General features: G+C 30.2%; 22 protein-coding genes, 1 pseudogene and 1 riboswitch. Of the genes and pseudogenes, 20 read left to right on the top strand and 3 right to left on the bottom strand.

All coding sequences use genetic code 11. The features are described from left to right. The first annotated feature begins 11 nt into the window (after positions 1 to 11). The 3 genes from J2Z76_RS05060 to J2Z76_RS05050 all read left to right on the top strand — a co-directional run bounded on the left by J2Z76_RS05060 (position 12) and on the right by J2Z76_RS05050 (position 2,599). Positions 12 to 1,160 (top strand): toxic anion resistance protein, encoded by a 1,149-nt coding sequence (locus J2Z76_RS05060; protein ID WP_209510911.1) that lies wholly within the window; start codon positions 12 to 14, stop codon positions 1,158 to 1,160. A 266-nt stretch (positions 1,161 to 1,426) separates the two neighbouring features. After that, positions 1,427 to 2,134: a B3/B4 domain-containing protein gene (locus tag J2Z76_RS05055; RefSeq protein ID WP_209510910.1), complete on the top strand. Its 708-nt coding sequence runs from the start codon at positions 1,427 to 1,429 to the stop codon at positions 2,132 to 2,134. A 54-nt stretch (positions 2,135 to 2,188) separates the two neighbouring features. After that, the gene (locus J2Z76_RS05050; RefSeq protein WP_209510909.1) at positions 2,189 to 2,599 is read left to right on the top strand and encodes an arsenate reductase ArsC; all 411 of its coding nucleotides are present in this window, start codon (positions 2,189 to 2,191) and stop codon (positions 2,597 to 2,599) included. A gap of 118 nt (positions 2,600 to 2,717) precedes the next feature. Here the strand turns inward: J2Z76_RS05050 and J2Z76_RS05045 are convergent, their stop codons facing one another. Then, positions 2,718 to 3,872 (bottom strand): RDD family protein, encoded by a 1,155-nt coding sequence (locus J2Z76_RS05045; protein ID WP_209510908.1) that lies wholly within the window; start codon positions 3,870 to 3,872, stop codon positions 2,718 to 2,720. A gap of 287 nt (positions 3,873 to 4,159) precedes the next feature. Here J2Z76_RS05045 and J2Z76_RS05040 point away from each other — a divergent pair, with 287 nt between their 5' ends. From J2Z76_RS05040 to J2Z76_RS04980, 14 genes and pseudogenes are all read left to right on the top strand, one after another. After that, a complete protein-coding gene (locus J2Z76_RS05040; protein WP_209510907.1) occupies positions 4,160 to 5,134 on the top strand; it encodes a hypothetical protein in 975 nt (324 codons plus the stop codon). A gap of 379 nt (positions 5,135 to 5,513) precedes the next feature. Then, the gene (locus tag J2Z76_RS05035; protein ID WP_209510906.1) at positions 5,514 to 5,852 is read left to right on the top strand and encodes an ArsR/SmtB family transcription factor; all 339 of its coding nucleotides are present in this window, start codon (positions 5,514 to 5,516) and stop codon (positions 5,850 to 5,852) included. A gap of 15 nt (positions 5,853 to 5,867) precedes the next feature. Next, the gene (gene arsB / locus J2Z76_RS05030) at positions 5,868 to 6,926 is read left to right on the top strand and encodes an ACR3 family arsenite efflux transporter (RefSeq protein ID WP_209510905.1); all 1,059 of its coding nucleotides are present in this window, start codon (positions 5,868 to 5,870) and stop codon (positions 6,924 to 6,926) included. Between the two features lie 151 nt (positions 6,927 to 7,077). Beyond that, positions 7,078 to 7,209 (top strand): annotated as a pseudogene (locus tag J2Z76_RS16580) (VOC family protein); the annotation flags it as partial. A 73-nt stretch (positions 7,210 to 7,282) separates the two neighbouring features. Beyond that, on the top strand, positions 7,283 to 7,966 hold the full coding sequence (locus J2Z76_RS05025) for a DUF3298 and DUF4163 domain-containing protein (RefSeq protein WP_209510904.1): 684 nt from the start codon (positions 7,283 to 7,285) through the stop codon (positions 7,964 to 7,966). Positions 7,967 to 8,096: 130 nt separating this feature from the next. Then, positions 8,097 to 8,198: riboswitch (purine riboswitch) on the top strand. Between the two features lie 129 nt (positions 8,199 to 8,327). Next, complete coding sequence (locus J2Z76_RS05020; protein WP_209510903.1) at positions 8,328 to 9,392, top strand: NCS2 family permease; 1,065 nt, start codon at positions 8,328 to 8,330, stop codon at positions 9,390 to 9,392. A 19-nt stretch (positions 9,393 to 9,411) separates the two neighbouring features. After that, a complete protein-coding gene (locus J2Z76_RS05015) occupies positions 9,412 to 9,957 on the top strand; it encodes a phosphoribosyltransferase family protein (protein ID WP_209510902.1) in 546 nt (181 codons plus the stop codon). Positions 9,958 to 10,312: 355 nt separating this feature from the next. Next, complete coding sequence (locus tag J2Z76_RS05010; protein WP_209510901.1) at positions 10,313 to 10,717, top strand: GFA family protein; 405 nt, start codon at positions 10,313 to 10,315, stop codon at positions 10,715 to 10,717. A 493-nt stretch (positions 10,718 to 11,210) separates the two neighbouring features. Beyond that, positions 11,211 to 11,513, top strand: coding sequence for a DUF2089 family protein (locus J2Z76_RS05005; RefSeq protein ID WP_209510900.1), 303 nt, complete (start codon positions 11,211 to 11,213; stop codon positions 11,511 to 11,513). A gap of 2 nt (positions 11,514 to 11,515) precedes the next feature. Then, positions 11,516 to 11,779 carry a hypothetical protein gene (locus J2Z76_RS05000; RefSeq protein ID WP_209510899.1) on the top strand — a complete coding sequence of 88 codons (264 nt, stop codon included), beginning with the start codon at positions 11,516 to 11,518 and terminating at the stop codon, positions 11,777 to 11,779. Positions 11,780 to 11,902: 123 nt separating this feature from the next. Continuing rightward, positions 11,903 to 12,493, top strand: a complete 591-nt coding sequence (locus tag J2Z76_RS04995) for a GNAT family N-acetyltransferase (protein WP_209510898.1) — start codon at positions 11,903 to 11,905, stop codon at positions 12,491 to 12,493. Positions 12,494 to 12,643: 150 nt separating this feature from the next. Then, positions 12,644 to 13,108, top strand: a complete 465-nt coding sequence (locus J2Z76_RS04990) for a cupin domain-containing protein (RefSeq protein ID WP_209511031.1) — start codon at positions 12,644 to 12,646, stop codon at positions 13,106 to 13,108. Between the two features lie 42 nt (positions 13,109 to 13,150). After that, the gene (locus J2Z76_RS04985; RefSeq protein ID WP_209510897.1) at positions 13,151 to 13,654 is read left to right on the top strand and encodes a GNAT family N-acetyltransferase; all 504 of its coding nucleotides are present in this window, start codon (positions 13,151 to 13,153) and stop codon (positions 13,652 to 13,654) included. Positions 13,655 to 13,785: 131 nt separating this feature from the next. After that, the gene (locus tag J2Z76_RS04980) at positions 13,786 to 14,610 is read left to right on the top strand and encodes a carbon-nitrogen hydrolase family protein (protein ID WP_209510896.1); all 825 of its coding nucleotides are present in this window, start codon (positions 13,786 to 13,788) and stop codon (positions 14,608 to 14,610) included. Between the two features lie 154 nt (positions 14,611 to 14,764). Here the strand turns inward: J2Z76_RS04980 and J2Z76_RS04975 are convergent, their stop codons facing one another. Further along, positions 14,765 to 15,355 carry a DUF2238 domain-containing protein gene (locus J2Z76_RS04975; protein ID WP_209510895.1) on the bottom strand — a complete coding sequence of 197 codons (591 nt, stop codon included), beginning with the start codon at positions 15,353 to 15,355 and terminating at the stop codon, positions 14,765 to 14,767. Between the two features lie 322 nt (positions 15,356 to 15,677). Here J2Z76_RS04975 and J2Z76_RS04970 point away from each other — a divergent pair, with 322 nt between their 5' ends. Next, complete coding sequence (locus J2Z76_RS04970; protein WP_209510894.1) at positions 15,678 to 16,145, top strand: cupin domain-containing protein; 468 nt, start codon at positions 15,678 to 15,680, stop codon at positions 16,143 to 16,145. Between the two features lie 353 nt (positions 16,146 to 16,498). Here the strand turns inward: J2Z76_RS04970 and J2Z76_RS04965 are convergent, their stop codons facing one another. Further along, entirely contained in the window at positions 16,499 to 17,017 is a 519-nt protein-coding gene (locus J2Z76_RS04965; protein ID WP_209510893.1) for a hypothetical protein, read from the bottom strand. Between the two features lie 390 nt (positions 17,018 to 17,407). Between J2Z76_RS04965 and J2Z76_RS04960 the strand changes: the two genes are divergently transcribed. Next, the gene (locus J2Z76_RS04960) at positions 17,408 to 18,169 is read left to right on the top strand and encodes a SagB/ThcOx family dehydrogenase (protein ID WP_209510892.1); all 762 of its coding nucleotides are present in this window, start codon (positions 17,408 to 17,410) and stop codon (positions 18,167 to 18,169) included. A 273-nt stretch (positions 18,170 to 18,442) separates the two neighbouring features. Beyond that, complete coding sequence (locus tag J2Z76_RS04955; protein WP_209510891.1) at positions 18,443 to 19,078, top strand: TetR/AcrR family transcriptional regulator; 636 nt, start codon at positions 18,443 to 18,445, stop codon at positions 19,076 to 19,078.

Below are 19,078 nucleotides of genomic sequence, written 5' to 3'. Positions count from 1 at the left end.
GGGAAGTAACCATGGATAATAAAGTACCTACATTAACCTTTGAACCTTTTGAAGAAGAAACATCTGAACAAGGGGAAATACTCAGTGAAATAGTTGAAAAGGAAAGCACTCAGATTGAAAAACCAACATTTGATGAAATTGATATGACACCAGAAGAGAAAAAAATGGTTGATGATTTTGTAAGTCAGATTGATTTAAGAAAATCAAATCAGATACTTCAATATGGTGTAGGAGCTCAGAAGAAAATTGCAGATTTTTCAGAGTCTACCCTAAATAATGTAAAGACCAAAGATTTAGGTGAAATAGGCGATATGCTATCAGGTGTTGTGACAGAACTAAAAAGTTTTGATGTAGATGAAGAGGAAAAAGGATTTTTGGGACTCTTTAAAAAATCGTCAAATAAACTTACGGCAATGAAGGCTAAGTATGATAAGGCAGAGGTAAATGTAAATAAAATCTGCGAGTCCCTAGAAAAGAATCAAATACAGTTACTTAAAGACATAGCAATGCTTGATAAAATGTATGACCTAAATAAAACATACTATAAAGAGCTTTCTATGTATATATTGGCTGGTAAAAAAAAGCTAGCTAAAGTTCAGAAGGAAGAATTGCCTGCATTAATAGAAAAGTCTAATGTAAGTGGCTTACCAGAAGATGCGCAGGCAGTTAACGACATGGTTGCTATCTGTAATCGATTTGAGAAGAAAATTCATGATTTGGAATTAACCAGAATGATTTCTATTCAAATGGCACCACAAATTCGCTTGGTTCAAGGAAATGATACTATAATGGCTGAGAAAATACAGTCAACAATTGTAAACACAATTCCTCTTTGGAAAAGCCAGATGGTTCTAGCCCTAGGAGTTACCCATTCAGGCCAAGCAGCAAAAGCTCAGAGGGAAGTAACGGATATGACCAATGAGCTATTAAGAAAAAATTCAGAAATACTCAAGATGGCAACAATAGATACAGCCAAGGAATCAGAACGAGGAGTTGTTGATATTGAAACACTTCGTATCACTAATGAGTCATTGATTTCAACTCTTGATGAAGTTATGCATATTCAAGCAGAAGGTCGTCAGAAGAGAAAAGAAGCAGAAATCGAGTTAAATCGAATTGAAGTAGAGTTGAAAAATAAGCTTTTAGAAGTGAGAGGCTAGAAACAGTACAACTGGATATTTATGTTATACAAATTGATATTTATCTAATAATTAAAGTCGGAGAATTACCTATTATAAAAATGATTGTATCAAGTTTGAAAAATGCAAGTTACAATATTTACGTAATTGATAATTGGAAACATAATATTATGTTTGACTTAAATATTATGTTATGCTAAAATTTTTATATATATGAAAAGCCTAGGAGATATTGAATAATACCTTTAGGCTTTTATTTTTAGTATTTCAATATAGGAGGTTTTAAAATGAAAAAATTTGTCATTGAGGATTCTTTTTTGAGTCTGTTTCCTAATGCAAAAATTGGAATTGTTATTTGTCAGGGCATGGATAATTTTATAAAAGACAAAGAGCAGTATGCGGAAATGATTTTAGAGGCAGAAAAGGAAGCATTAAAACATTTACAGAATGAAGAATTTAGTAAGAACAATGTAATAAAAGTATGGAGAGAAGCATTTCAAAAATTCAAAACAAAGAAAGGTGCAAGGGCTTCAATTGAATCATTGCTAAAGCGAGTTCATAATGGAAATCATATAGGAACTATTAACCCACTGGTCGATATTTACAATTCTATTTCATTAAGATATGCATTACCTTGTGGTGGAGAGGATATAGATAAATTTGTAGGTGATATAAGATTGACTACGGCTGTTGGAAATGAGGAATTTATTCCGCTTGGAACGGATGAAAATTCACCTCCTTATGAAGGAGAAATAGTCTACAAAGATGACAATGGTGCAATTTGCAGGTGTTGGAATTGGCGAGAAGCTGTAAGAACAATGCTTACTGAAAATACAAATAATGCTTTTATGTGTATAGAATTAATAGATGAAAGTAGATTAAATGATTTTGAAAGTGCACTAAAAGACCTGTCAACATTAGTACAGGATAATTTAGGTGGAAAGTGTAAAATTTCAATTATGGATATTAATAATAAGGAACTAGAAATAGAGTAATCTAGGAAGATAAATAAATGATCGTTAAAAAAATGAAAAATAAAGGAGGTCAACATGAATAAACCTAAGGTAGCATTTATATGTGTTCACAATTCATGCCGAAGTCAAATTGCAGAAGCTCTTGGAAAGCATTATGCAAGTGATGCTTTTGAAAGCTATTCAGCAGGAACTGATACTAAACCACAAATAAATCAAGATGCAGTAAGGTTAATGAAAAAAATATATAATATTGATATTGAAAAAACGCAATACTCAAAATTAATAACTGAACTTCCGGAGATAGATATAGTTATAAAAATGGGATGTAATGTAATTTGTCCATTTGTAGACAGTAAGTATGAAGAGGATTGGGGTTTGGATGATCCTACTGGCAAAAGTGATGAGGAATTTGAGCTAGTGATTACAAAGATAGAAACTAAAATAAAAGAGCTTGCTTATAAAGTAGAAAATAATAAATTATATTAATGAAATATAATAAAATTATGATACAGAATATGATTTAATTTGAGTGGGACCAATGTCTTTAATATAATGAAAATTATTTTATAAAATCCCACTCTATACAATATTCTTTTGTACTATTTTACTTAGTTATTAAAAAATTTAAACTAAAATAGTTTTCTGTTGCATTTTCAGATGGAAACATAAAATCAGACTGAGTATTACTATGATTACTATAACCAGAATACTCGGTATCGCATGAAAAAGTAATACCTGCCTCTTTAAATTTGAAATCCTCAAAGGTTTTATCACCAATTTGTTTAGCAATTCGGGTTGGAATCTTTGAAAATAGCTTCATTTCTTCCTGTGCACCGGCAAAAGCAAGGGAAGCTAAAAACATTTGTGTATCATAGGAACTAAGCAAATTTTCATTGTTTTTTATTTCAACTTCAAATGAAATACTTGACACATATCCTTTATCTAATGTAAAGTTATACTCTGGCTTTTCACCATGACCAATTTGAATATACATAGTCCCATCTTGATCATTTTCTACCCATTTCCCGTTTTTATCTAAGTATTCATTACCAAAATCAATATCAAAAAATTTAACATAGTAATTGTAGTTTTCAACAAATTCTTCTATTGTTAAATCACCTCGATTAGGTGGTATCTGCTGTGAGTATACTAATGCAACTAAAACAATCAGAACGACAGCATTAGCTCCAATATAAAATAGACTTCGATACCATTTCGTATCCTTGATGGTGTAAGATATAGACTCATCCCAAGGTTGAGTTTCGTTATCATTGCATATGCTGTAACTTTTCCAGAGACGTACAAGGTTATATATTGGAATATTGAATCCCATACCTATGCCTATAACTCTCCACGTTCGTTCTAAACCCTCACTATAAGAAAGAAGCCTGCCATCAGCAGTTTCTATTTTGAGACCAAAAATTGCCTTTCCTGGCGTAGTCCCAAACAAATGAAGAAGTAGTGGTTCTAAAAACAACATAATGGTAATTGCTATAAAAACATCAAGGATATTTTCAAGATTGCTTCTAACTGTCAAAGGTACATTAAATGCAAATGCTAGAAAAGACGACCAAAAGATATTGTATATGGTTATGTCAAAAAATCTAGCCAAATATCTGCGCCATGGGTGAAATACTTGTGGAAGTTCTTCGCTTTTTAATGGTAAATACGAGTTTTCTGTTTCCTTTGTTGTGAAGCACACATTCTGTGTAGAGGAAGCATCTCCTTTCTCTTGATTTTCAATTTCTTTATTAGTCATATAGTTTCCCCCTTTTATTTACTGCCTTCATTATAAACCATAAAGCCTATTAACAGTCAAGTTTTTTAAAAAAACTTTCTATAATTTGTAAGAAATATAAAAATAAGCAAACTAGTATGTATTTTCGTTTTGTTTCTTGATTTTGTATTTATAAGATTATCTTATTTACATGATTTGATTATTTTGGTATAATTATCCTACAAATATTAAGCAGAAATAAATTTAGATAAATCATAATTACTATCTAAATAAATTTAACTAATAAAATAAATTATGAGGAGAAAACTTTGAAATTTAAATCTTTTATTTTACTTTTAAATATCGCTATAATTTCGATTATACTTACCGCCTGTATTAACTCTCAGCAACAATATGAATTTCCTCTTGAAAGGGAAGAAGTTGAAAAAGTTTTATCAGATATTAATTTTGGGTGGTATATAGAAGATTTCAAATATTATGATGATAATACCATAAGTATTGTTACATTAAAAAATAATGATAATACTTTAGGTATACATACATTAGCAAAAGATAATGGCAAATCTATGTCAGTAACATGGTGGTTATCGAGAGAATATACAGATAAACAATTTAATGATTTTTATATGAAAGAGACACCTGAAATTTTTAATTTAGTTGGTAAGCTTTATGGTAATAAAAAATTAGAAATTGGACTAAAAGAATTTAATCGTTATTATGAAAAAGGTTATGGTAAATTTGAAGGAGGTTTGTTCTGGACTAAACGCATTGGAGAGTATCATGTACGGATGGATGTAAAGCCAACGTCAAGTTCTGAGGATAAAAGAAATAGAATAGGGTTACTGCTTATTACAAATATGTATGAAGATTATCTTAATGTTAGGTTTGAAAACATGAGGAATAGCGCGAAATATAATTCCATAGAATTATGGGATACTACAGTATCGGAAATAAAGAATTACGAGCCTATAGATTATGATAATTTTTACGGCAAACATTATATAATAAAAGGTCATTTAGAAAATATAAATGAAATTAAAGAAATACCAGATTCCCTTAAATATACACATTCTAGTTTATTAATACCTAACAAAGATAAATATTTAAAAGCTAAAATTGTTGATGATACAGGTGAATTGAATGTATTTCTAGAGACTACTTCTTTAAATGATAATGAATTATTAATGGAAAGAGAGCATCATGTTGTGTTACTTTATTATAAAAACAACCCATTCTATGTAGTTAAGTTCAGCGCGCTAAAAAAATACAAGGAGGGAAGGTGAATTGAATAGTACTGACACTCAAAATAATTTAAAACCAATTAAACGAAAAAATATATAATTATATAAGTGTAAAATTTATTAAAACTATTATATGAACCTCTTGATTAAATAAATGAGATAACACTAAAATATTAGAGCATGCTAAACAAGATAGAACGAAATATAAGTTTCGTAAACATATTTGAATTATATTGACATTTATATATATAAGATATATAATTTTTTCAAATAGGATCAATTATACAGTTTATCATAAAACCATTATAGAAAATGGTTTTTAATAAGCATACTATATGCATACATGCTCATATAGTGATATACGGTTTTGTTGTTGTATTTATAAAAAAATGAAATATAAAAAAGTGAAGGAGGCGATAATTTGATTGAAATTTTAAAAGCATTAGCAGATGAAACAAGGCTTCGAATAATATCTCAAATACTTAAAGGTGAAATGTGTGTATGTGAAATTGAAGAGTGTTTAGGGCTAACGCAGTCTAATGCTTCTAGACATTTAACTGTATTAAAGAAAGCAAGAATATTAGAAAGCTATAAAACTGCACAATGGACTTATTATAAAATTAGCGATGAATTTATTAGAGAAAATAAGAAACTATATGATTATCTAATAATTAAAATCGGCGAATTACCTTGCTATAAAAATGACTGTATTAAGTTTGAAAAATGTAAAATAAAAGATTTATGTAATTGCGATAATTAAAATGGAGGATATGTTATGAGTAATGAACAGACACAAGGAATAGGATTTTTTCAAAAATACTTAACATTATGGGTAGCAATTTGTATGGCGGTAGGAGTATTAATAGGAAAATTTATGCCTGTAATTCCTAAATTTTTCGGTAGATTTGAGTATGCTAATGTTTCTATCCCGACCGCTATACTTATTTGGGTAATGATATACCCTATGATGATGAAAGTAGATTTCCAAAGTATTAAAAATGTTAGAAAAAGCCCAAAAGGTTTATATGTAACATGGATCACGAATTGGATAATAAAACCTTTTACAATGTATGCTATAGCATCATTTTTCTTGTTTATAGTATTTAAAAACTTGATAACACCTGAACTAGCAAAGGAATATCTAGCAGGTGCGGTATTATTAGGAGCTGCTCCATGTACTGCAATGGTATTTGTTTGGAGTCAATTAACAAAAGGAAACCCAGCATATACTATAGTTCAAGTAGCAACTAATGATATAATAATTTTAATTGCATTTGTCCCTATTGTTAAGTTTTTATTAGGGGTAAGCAATATCTCTGTTCCGTGGAATACTCTTATTTTATCAGTAGTGCTTTTTGTAGTAATACCATTATCTGCAGGAATTTTAACTAGAATGAATATTACCAAAAAAAGAGGATTAAAATACTTTGAAAATGAGTTTTTACCTAAATTTGATAATGCTACAATAATTGGATTACTGCTTATGCTTATATTGTTATTCTCATTCCAGGGAGAGGTTATTTTAAATAATCCACTTCACATAATTTTGATAGCAGTACCACTAACAATACAAACATTTTTAATTTTCTTTATTGCATATATTGCATGTAAAACACTAAAATTACCATACAATATTGCTGCTCCTGCTGGAATGATCGGTGCATCAAATTTTTTCGAACTAGCAGTAGCAGTGGCGATTGCATTGTTTGGTATGGATTCACCTGCAGCATTAGCAACCGTTGTAGGGGTGTTAACTGAAGTTCCTGTAATGTTGTTATTAGTCAAAATAGCTAATAATACAAAACATTGGTTTCCAAAATCAAAGAATAATTGAAATAATAGCAAGGATGGAGATATTTAAATAAAAAAGAAATGTTTAAACTAGCTATGTTCTATCCAATATGATTTTGTAAAACCTTAAAGTGAACATTGTATAAGTAAATGGATAAAAAGTTCATTTTAGTTGTTAAGATAAATGGAGGTTAGATAAACATATCATAGAAGTTTGTGAAAATATAGAAATAGTTATCAAACGATTTATAGACAGCGGACTTTCTGTTGAAGAAACAGCTGTACGAATGGATGTGCCGGTTGACTACATAAAACTCCTTTGTTGAGGCAACTTAAAGATGATTGTTGATGTACCCTTATGTATTTTATACATATTATAAATGCAGGAGGGATATAAAAATGAATAAAGACTATTGCTACAAAGCAAACATCAGTATGAAGAAAATTGAGGAGACGTTTAAATATGATTACATTGAAATGCTTAAACTTACTATTAAATATCCGGTAATAAGCATGGAATATAATCCAAGATCAGAATGGATAATAAATAATCAAATAGCTATTAGTGTTAGAGAATATATAAGATACGCTGAGTATTTGTATCAACAAGCCATTAATTATTACAAAAACTCACAGGTTAATGATTTTCCGTTTCATCCATATGAAGCATATATGGAATATACAGTAACTTATAATGAAAATTGTTTTTTAAGTGTATATTTTGAAAAATATGAATTCACTGGAGGAGCTCACGGTAGTACAGTAAGAAGCTCAGAAACTTGGGAATTATGCAGCGGAATGCAGTTACCCCTTTATAGTTTTTTCAAACCAGAAATAAACTACAGGAATCTGCTTATAGAAGAAATAACAAAACAAGCAGAATATAATATAAAACAAAATTCTAACATTTATTTTACTGAATACAAAAGCTTAATTTTAAAGAATTTTAATGAAAATAATTTTTACCTCACTACTCAAGGAATAGTAATTTACTATGAGCAATATGATATTGCTCCATATGCTGCAGGCATTGTTGAATTTTTAATACCATATGCAACAATAGGATGGTATCCGCAATGCTGAGAGATTAAGGGGCGGTTCTAATGAACTTATTGATGAGCTTAAAATAAGTAATTAAATATAATACCATCAATAGAAATTTTTAACAATTATAATATATTGAAATTGGTAGAATATTCTGTTATATTAAAAAAGTAAAAAATATAATTGCTCTCATATAATTCCGATAATATGGTTCGGAAGTTTCTACAAAATAACCGTAAATTATTTAACTATGGGTAGAATGACAGTAATAAAATGCGAGGTAATATTTCCTACCTTTATTTTTTGATTATAAAAATCTGAAATTCTTTCCCAATTGGGGGAGTTTCAGATTTTTTGTTTTGTATTCCGTTTTTTGAGAGCAAACAATGGAGGAATATTAATGGATTTTAAAGATTTACTAGCAGCTTTAAGTGTTATTCTTAATGGGTTGCCACAAGGACTTTTAGCGTTATCGTTTGGATTTGCATCTGTACCTACAGCTTTTGCATTTATAGTTGGTGCAGTAGGATGTTTAGCTCTTGGAGTAGTAGCTCCAGTTTCATTTCAAGCCGAGACTATCACATTGGCTGGAACTATGGGAAAAAATATGAGAGAGCGTACTTCTATGGTTATGGTTGGTGCTATAGGTATGACAGCAATTGGTGTGTTCGGTTTGCTTGAGAAGATTGTCTCATTTATTGGACCAGCAATTACTAATGGTATGATGGCAGGTGTTGGTATTATGTTAGCACGTGTTTCTTTAGAAATGGCAAAGAAGAATAAAATTGTTGGTTATTCATCTATTGCTGTTAGCTTCGTAACATATATGATTACAAAAGACTTAGTTTATACAATTACTTTTTCAGTAATTGGTACAAGTATTCTTTCAATGGCTCTAAAAAAGCAAACAGGTATGGTCGCTACAGAAAGAGAAAAGTTAGTTTTCCAAAAACCTATTATAAATTTTGATGTTATACGTGGTGCACTAGCATTGATATGCTTAAATATTGGTGCTAATATAGCTTTTGGTCAAATTACTGGTTCTATTGCAAATACTAAAGTAAATATAGACCATTTATCTATCGTCAGCAGTTTAGCTGATTTAGCATCTGCATCATTTGGCGGTGGTCCTGTTGAGTCCATTATTTCAGCAACAGGAGGAGCACCAAATCCTTTATTTTCTGGTGTTTTGATGATGGGAATCATGGCCGCAATATTATTTGCAGGACTACTACCTAAAATTGGGAATTATATACCAAGTGAATCGATTGCAGGATTTTTATTCGTACTTGGAGCGATAGTAACTGCACCTAGCAGTGCATTAGCAGCATTAAGTGTAACAAATATACCAGGTGGAGCTATTGTTGGAGGAATAACTATGACAGTAACAGCAATCAGTGATCCGTTTTTTGGAATGCTATCTGGTGTTATTTTTAGAATTGTAGCGGGAACATTAGGAATGTAAAATTAAAGGAGGAAATGACATGAAAGATATCTATACTATTGAAGTAGCTGGAGTAAAAAGAGAACTGCCTATTATTAAAATCAGTAATAATCTTAGTATTGCAAGCTTTGTAATATTAGGAGATACAGAAATTGTTTGTGCAGCAGCACCTGAAATTGTCAAAAGATTGCCTGAAGTTGATATATTAGTAACTGCTGAAGCAAAGGGTATTCCACTTATATTTGAAATATCAAGACTTTTGAAAATGAAAAAATATATAGTTGCCAGGAAAAGTATAAAACCATACATGGATTCTCCACTTGTAGATGAGGTTGTATCCATTACGACTCAAAAGAAGCAGATTCTTGTTTTAGACGAACAGGATGCAGCTTTTATAAAAGGAAAAAGAGTTGCAATAATAGATGATGTAATAAGTACAGGTGAATCTATACAGGGTATTGAAAGGCTTGTTGAGTCTGCCGGAGGAATAATTACTGCAAAAGCAGCAATTTTAGCAGAAGGTGATGCTGCAAAAAGAGATGACATCATATTTCTTGAGCCACTTCCTTTGTTTGCAGAGCAATAAAATTTAAATAATATCAAGGTGACCAATAATAATAATGATCACCTTGGTAAAATAAAATTTTCTTGATTTCAACCTCTCGTTTATTATGACGAGAGGTTTTTTTCATACTTTTTATTATTTATACCTATTATTTGACCATTCGCTCGCAAACCATACATCAGAATTATCTTTATGATCAATTTTTTGTAGCTCAACATGTAAAATTAAGAAAAAAAATATAATTTTATAGAAATGCCTTTTAGAGTGGAGTATAATGGAAATGTTTAGTATAAATTTATTCATTATTTATATTAGGAGTCATTATCAAGCGAAATACAAATTATTTATATAGGATTATTTGAAAGGAGATTTTATTATGAAATATAAAGGATCATGTCTTTGTGGTGAAGTCACTTTTGAGATTGAAGGAGAATTTGAGAATTTCTTTCTTTGTCATTGTGAGAGATGTCGTAAGGATACAGGCTCAGCCCATGCGGCTAATCTGTTTTCTTCTACAGCCAAGTTAAGATGGCTGTCTGGTGAAAATAAAGCTAAAATTTTTAATTACAATTCAGAAGGTCACATAAAAAGCTTCTGCTCCAATTGCGGATCGGCGCTGCCAAATATTCAGTTTGATGGAAATCTGCTGGTTGTTCCCGCAGGATGTATTGATAGTGACATACACATGAAACCGCAAGGGCACATCTTCTACGCAAACAAAGCAAGTTGGGATAATGACTTAGAGAGCGTACAAAAGTTTGAAGAACTTCCTAAAGGATGAAGAAAGCCAATTTTAACTTCAAGACACGTTTGAGAGTATAATTCTGATGACATATGGTAATTTGAGAAGAATTTAGATTTAAGATTAAGTTTACAGGAATAATAAATCAGAATTTGCAAAGGAGCATATATGGTAATAAAAATAAATTGCTGAATGATATAACTGTTTTATATTTAATGGTAGGCATAAATTATTTGCAGAGCAATAAAAATTGAATAATATTAAATAACCAATGGTAATAATGGTAAAATAAAATTTGTTTAAATTTGAACCTCTCGGTTATTATGACGAGAGGTTTTTTCATGCTTCTTATTATTTATACCTATTATTTGCTGTATTGAAAGAGACAAGTCCCTGTGCTGCTGAACTTTATGTTATGATATTAAATTTAATATGAGATATATTCCTAATTAATATTGTTTAATAAAATATTACTATTGACTTTAACAATGTTAAATGTTACACTTAACATTGTTAAAGAGAGGTGATCGAAATGATGTTAGAAGTAGTTCCTGAATGGATGACAAACTTAGATGATGAGGACATATCATTTATAAAAAAATTCATTATGGCTTCAGGGTCATTAAAAGAAGTTGCTAATCAGTATTGTGTAACATATCCAACTGTTAGACTTAGATTAGATAGACTTATACAAAAAATTAAAATTAGTGAAGATAACGCAAATGAACCGTATGTTGCTTTGATAAAAAGACTTGCTATAAATGAAAAAATTGACTTTGATACAGCAAAAATATTAATTTCAGAGTATAAAAAAATAAGAAAGGAAGGTAAATAGTTATGTACAGAATAACATTTATATTGATCGCATTGATTATTATTCCATTAAGTTTATTTTATATCGAGTATCGATTAGCAAAAGAACAAAGCAAATTTGCTATTGTATTACCAGTTATTGTTTTGTGTTTTGCTGTAATAATACCATTTGTTGCTTTAACCAGTATTATTATGTTTGTAATATATTTTGTGGTAAAGTATTTAGAAAAAGAAAAGCAAGAAAAGTTGTCAGAAATAGAAAAAATGAATATTCAAGATTTAGAATAAATTTGTACAGATAGTATTATCCTTATATGTTGTGGAGGAATAAAAGTGAAAAAAGTAATAAGACATGGGGACGTAAAGACGTCTTAAACGTCCCCATGTCTTTCCCATGTCTTTAGTTGCGTAGTGAAATGGAAAGAGCTAAGTAACGACAAGGTTATTAAAGATAATTTATGTTTTGTGAGGTATGAAAAAATGTTAATAAATGAATTAGAAAATGTTTTATCAGAATACATTATAAAACCCATAACTGAAGAAAATATTGAAGATGTATTTCACTTAATGAAGAGTAATAAATATTTCTACTCTAAAACACAAAATCATGAAGTGACAATAGAAGAGTGTCTGGAAGATATTGATGCTCTGCCACCCAGAGTTGAAAAGTCAAAGAAGACATTTGTCGCTTTATATGACAAAAATAAATGTTTAGCAGTAATAGATTTTATTGAAGGATATCCTAGAGAAGACATAGGGTATTTAGGTTTGCTAATGTTAGATGAAAGCATTCAAAGAAAAGGGATGGGGAAAAAAATATTAACTAATATTTTTAAAGTTGCAAGGAATAAAAAATTCAAAATTATCGAATTGGCATGTTATGAAACCAATGAAAACGGGTTTGCTTTTTGGACTAAGATGGGTTTTGTTGAAGTGAGAAAATCCGAAAGAGAAACAGATGGGAAGATTTATAATTTAATTTCAATGCAGTATAGATTATGAGTAATAATCAGTCACTATAAAGATAATATGAAACGCAAATTATACACAATATTAAGACAAATAGTAATAAACTATAAATAAATGTATAAAAAGTCATTATCAGGACATGCGAACAAATTAATTAAATTTTATAAAGGAGAAACAAAACAGATGGAAATATTTAATACAGAATATTTGCCAGAATCATTTATATGGAATGATTCCATTGGATTAGTTACTAAATCGTTAGGTGCTGCGGCAGGGAGCCAAAAAATTTATGTGAATATTGATTACGTTCAGCCTAAAGCATATAGCACCAAATATCATAGCCATTCTCAACAAGAAGAGTTTTTTATGATCCTTTCTGGTGTTGGAACTTTGCGCTTGAATGACAAAGAATTCCCTGTGAAACAGGGTGACTTCATTGCAAAACCAGCGGCTCAAGAAATAGCACATACATTTTATAACTCTGGAAATGAAAATCTGGTAATTTTAGATATAGGAACCAACGAAAAGGAGGATACTTGCTACTATCCGGATGAGGATAGGTATCTTCAGAAATCCAATGACCAACGCCGGATTTTTAGAGGCAAAGATTTAGATTCGACGTGGACTTCAGAGCCGAACCATACATAATAGCAATAATGATAAATTATAGTTTGTGGAGGTTATAAAAAATTGCGAAAGATAGAATTTAATGTTGCAGAAGAAAAAAAATTACAAGAAATATTTAATATATTTTCTGCTGCAATTGAAGAAATGAATAAACATAATATTCCACAATGGGATGAAGTATATCCAGATAAACATACCCTTCAAAACGATATTAGAAAGAAACATCTTTATATTGGTAAGATTGATAGTGAGATTGTTTGTGTATATGTTTTGAATAGTGATTGCGATGAACAATATATTAATGGAAATTGGAAATATCCGAATGAAACATATAGTGTAATTCATAGAATGTGCGTAAATCCTAAATTTCAAAATCAAGGTATAGGAGCATTAACTTTAAATAATATTGAAAAAAGATTGAAAAGTGAAGGAGTAGGGACAATACGACTCGATGTTTTTTCATTAAATCCATTCGCTTTAAAAATGTATTTTAAACAAGGTTATATTAAAGTAGGAGAAGCAAATTGGCGAAAAGGTAAATTTTATCTTATGGAAAAGAAATTATAGAGGAGCCTTTGTCTATTTAGGAATTTATAAGACATGGGGACGTAAGACATGGGGACGTAAAAGACGTCTTAAACGTCCCCAAGTCTTACCCATGTATTAATCCCAAGTCTTATAGAAAGGAAATAACTAATATGAATAAATTTAAGATAGCGCTATTACAAACAAGAGTATATGAAAATAAAAATAAGAATATCGAGAACGCTCTAAGTTTTATTGAAGAGGTATCTAAAAAGGGTGCAGATATAGTGGTACTTCCTGAAATGTTTTGCTGTCCATATAATACTTCTTATTTTAAAGATTATGGAGAAGAAGAAAATGGTTTAGCGTACAAAGCGTTAAGTCAAGCGGCTCAAAACAACGAAATATATTTAGTTGCTGGAACAATGCCAGAAATTGACGGTGATAAAGTTTATAATACTTCTTATGTTTTCAATAGAAAGGGAATTCAAATTGAAAAGCATAGAAAAATGCATTTATTTGATATTGATGTAGAAGGTGGACAATCATTTAAAGAGTCAGATGTACTCTCGTCTGGAAGTAACATTACAGTTTTTGATACCGAATTTTGCAAAATTGGTCTATTAATATGCTATGATATAAGATTTCCTGAACTAAGCAGAATATTAGTTCAAAATGGAGCTGAAGTAATAATTGTTCCAGGTGCTTTTAATATGACTACAGGTCCAGCTCATTGGGAAACACTTTTTAAATGTAGAGCTCTTGATAATCAAGCATATACTGTAGGGGTTGCTCCAGCAAGAGACTATGATAGTGGATATACATCATACGGTAATTCTATAATCGTATCTCCTTGGGGCAATATCACTAATAAAATGGATGAAAATCAAGGATATATAATTGAAGAAATTGATTTAGATATAGTAAAAAAAGTTAGAAGTGAACTACCTCTATTAAAACATATTAGAAAAGATGTATATAAAATAGAATTAATTTAAATATGCTTTGGGAAAAAATGAATAAAATTAGAAAACATGATATAATATAGAATGTTTTTCATATTAATAATGAGGGTTCAATCCTATGTGCTGTTCGTATAAATTGGAGCAGTGCATAGGCGAGAACGCTCATCCTTATTCACAATGAAATAGTCTATAAATTTAAATAAATCCACCATCCAACGCATGCCACCATTGTACCGATAATGCTTGTAATGGTATCGTTCATAGTGTCCACTAAGCCTGGTGGTTGGATAGCATTCTCAGGTTGATGATTAATGACGGGGCTGTTCTTTTGCCAATGCTGATGATCGGTGTGAAAAGTGCTATCAATAAGGAATTCTAGGACCTCCCAAATCTCATGCAAGGCCAACGATAAGGCAAAACTAAATATCAATGTACCGACAAATCCGGCATCGGGTGCTTTTTTGGAAAACGATACTCCAAATCCGAAAAATAGTATTCCAGATAGGAAATGGATACTCCTATCCCACCATGGGTATAAATCATAATATTTATTTCCTGAACCTAGATACACAGCCATAAATGTAACAGTTTGAAATAAGAAACCCGTAAGTGCATTTATTTGGACATGTATTAGGCTGAGTAGCCAAGGTACAAATGTAAGAGCTATCACAATAACAGCGGGAGTAAGTTTTTTGTAATTTTGTTTAAATAATTGAACTACAGTCATAATTACTAATACTACCCTTACTAGATTAGTATATAAGAATAGAAAATTCATACTGAACACCTCCACATTTTTATAATAGTATGACATTTTATTAGTTATTTATCAAATATTACGTCGAAACAGTAAAATATGCTTTATATGTCAGCTGTTTTGGTATAATACAAAGCAGTAAAAGCATTGAATATTTATATAAATAGGAATTCAAGATAATATTTAGTTTTAGTACAAGGTGGTAAAAAAATCCAAAATAAATATTAATTATAGTTGGTGTTGTTAAATGGAAAGTGCTAAGTAACGATAAGGTTACTAGAGATAATTTATATTTTGCGAGAAATACGAATTAATTAAATTTTACAAAGGAGAAGTAAAACAGATGGAAATATTTAATGCAGAGCAATTACCAGAGTCATTTATATGGGATGATTCCATTGGATTAGTTACAAAATCGTTAGGTGCTGCGGCAGGGAGCCAAAAAATTTATGTGAATATTGATTACGTTCAGCCTAAAGCATATAGCACTAAATATCATAGTCATTCTCAACAAGAAGAGTTTTTTATGATCCTTTCTGGCGTTGGAACTTTGCGCTTGAATGACAAAGAATTCCCTGTGAAACACGGTGACTTCATTGCAAAACCAGCGGCTCAAGAAATAGCACATACATTTTATAACTCTGGAAATGAAAATCTGGTAATTTTAGATATAGGAACCAACGAAAAGGAAGATACTTGCTACTATCCGGACGAGGATATGTATCTTCAGAAATCCAATGACCAACGCCGTATTTTTAGAGGCAAAGATTTAGATTCGACGTGGACTTCAGAGCCGAACGACACAAAATAGTAATTAATGAGGTGAAAAATAAAAACATTACACAAGAATAAAAATAAGATGAATTCTAGTTTTTGGAGGGAAAAAATATGAGGAAAATAGAATTTAATGTTGCAGAAGAAAATAATATTATCGAGGTAGGAGAAGCAAATTGGCGAAAAGGTAAATTTTATCTTATGGAAAAGAAATTATAGAGGAGCCTTTGTCTATTTAGGAATTTATAGTTAGTATATTAAAAGATAAAACAGGCTTATATTGATGATTTAAATGCTATTATACGAATATATCAGGTTGTGTTATATGAAATTTGTCATCTACTAAATAAAGAAGGAGATGCATTTTCTCCTTCCTATATAAAATAGTAACTATCTGCTGTGTATTTCTTCTGTTGTAGGTTGTATTATAAGATCAAATCTTCTTTGGTCATTGGAGTCTTTGGAAGTAGGGCTTAAATATATTCTGAAAGTTGTAGTTTCGTCTTGAAATATCTGTACATGAAATAAATGTGCATCATAAAATCCATCAGTATATACAGAAATAATATAAAAATTATGATTGAGTTTACCCATCAATTCGTTATGAATTGGCAGTTCTGTAATCGGTATTTTTCCGTTTTCATCTGTTTTGTATTCGTATAGAATACTACCCTTACCAAATTCAAAAAACTGGCCCGAGTATGAAACACTCGAAATTAATACTGTAGCACCTCTTATTGGCATATTTGTGATGTCGTTGTATAAACTTATGTCAAGATAACCTGTTTCTTCTTTATCTATTCCTTGATTACATCTTATTAAATTATTATAGATATAATTTGGAGGAAAATAGCATTTTCTTGGATACATCATTTTCATTATCCTTTCTATAATTTTCTTATGATTCATATTATGTAGTAGAATAAATTTTGCGCCGATTAACTTTATTTCAATTATTCAAGAGATGTTAGTACTACGATATGAAAAATAAGACATTAAGAGTAACGTTTAATAGAAATTGAAAACAGGTTCACATAAAGGAGAACAGACATATGAATAAATTTAAAAGAGTGTTGTGAGATGCTAAAAAGTATATTATACCATGTTATGGAGTAAAATATTGACATGAGTATATATATAATATATAGTATTGCTAATAGTAATTTAACAATGAAATTGCATTCTAAAATAAAATTTGATGAGAGCAGTTTTTACTTAAAATATGATATTAATTAACCATTGGTAATCATATTTTTTTACTTGTAAAATAAATGAGACGAGAACAATTGAGGAGGACATATGGAAAATAATCAACATATAAAAAATAAAATACATAGTAACAGAGAATTTATGAAAAGCAAATTTGCCGAGGAAGGGTATGAATCTGACCAACAAAAACAACTTCCTCAGCCTCCTTTGACAAAAGCTCCTATAGGCAATAATTCAATTAAATTAACTAAGGAATTTTCTTCATTAATAAAAGAATCGGATTATTTGAAATTGGTGCAGGAAAGAAAAAGTCAACGTGTTTATAAAAAAGAAAGCATTACACTTGACCAATTATCATTTCTGCTATGGACTACCCAAGGAATTAAGGAAATAAAGGGAGATAATTATGCTACAATCAGGACAGTACCATCTGCAGGGGCAAGACATGCATTTGAAACATACTTGGCGGTATTGAATGTAGATGGTTTAGAAAAAGGTATATATCATTATTTACCACTTGATCATTCTATAGAACTAATTACAGAAGTGGATGATATTGAAAATAAAGTATCAAACAGTTTGTGTGAACAGAAATTTGCCGCAAAATCAGCAGTTGTTTTTTATTACAGTGCAGTTGCCTACAGAAGTGAATGGAGATATGTTTTAGAATCACACAAGGTTATGTTAATAGATGCAGGTCATGTAATGCAGAATTTATATTTAAGCTGTGGGGCTATAGGCTGTGGTACCTGTGCAATAGCTGCATTTAATCAAGAATTGGCTGACAATTTGCTTAAGCTTAATGGGAAAGATGAGTTTGTAATATATGCAGCACCTATTGGCAATGTATAATGATTAAATATGTGAGGTAATGATTATATTAGGTTCATAATTTACATTTGAGAGTGCGTAATTTAATTTAGGAAATTTTTATAAAAAAACAATGCAAACATACTTATGCTTGCATTGTTTTTTTATGGATACATTAGGTCGTCATTAATTTTCATATATATAGTTTCTATCATTGACATGTAATGAAACGGAAGATATAATGATTTATACAGACTATAGTCTGTTACTTTAGTTTGTGAATTTAAATATGAAACCACAAGGGGATATAATTGTATGAACAAGAGAGAACTTCAAGGAATAGAAACAAAAAAAAGGCTTATAGAATGTGCACGAAAACTGTTTAAGGAAAAGGGATTTAATAGGACAACGGTTGATGACATTATAAAAGAAGCCAACTCGTCAAAGGGTGGTTTTTACACTCATTTTAAATCAAAGGAAGAGTTGTTGTTTAATATGGTTCCATTGATTAATGAGATATATGATTCGTTTTTGAAAATGGATTTTAAATCGACAAACGCTATAGAGAAAATTTCCATATTTATTCAGTATGTTTTCAAAACTATGACTGATGAAATAGGTTTGGAGTTTATCTCAACAATTTATGCTTCTCAGATTAAAGACTTAACAACAGAGAGTTTTTTAATTATAGATTCGGAAAGAACATATTATATTGTGTTTGAAAAACTTATAGAGGAAGGCAAGGCAAAAAATGAAATTAAACCAGAAGTGAATACGAAGGATACTATAGATATTTTTACAACATGTTTCAGAGGAGCAATTTATGATTGGTGCTTGCATAAAGGAGAATTTAATCTTGCAGAGTATGGTGGGAAAATTATGGATATAATTTTAAATAGTATAAAAGTAGCACAAAAAAATGGACATACATTGTTAAACAGGGAGGTTTAA

It is taken from the genome of Sedimentibacter acidaminivorans (genome assembly GCF_017873955.1).
GTDB classification, from domain to species: Bacteria; Bacillota; Clostridia; order Tissierellales; family Sedimentibacteraceae; genus Sedimentibacter; species Sedimentibacter acidaminivorans.
Note: the sequence above shows the minus strand (reverse complement) of the source record. Positions and strands in the feature narration are given on the sequence as shown.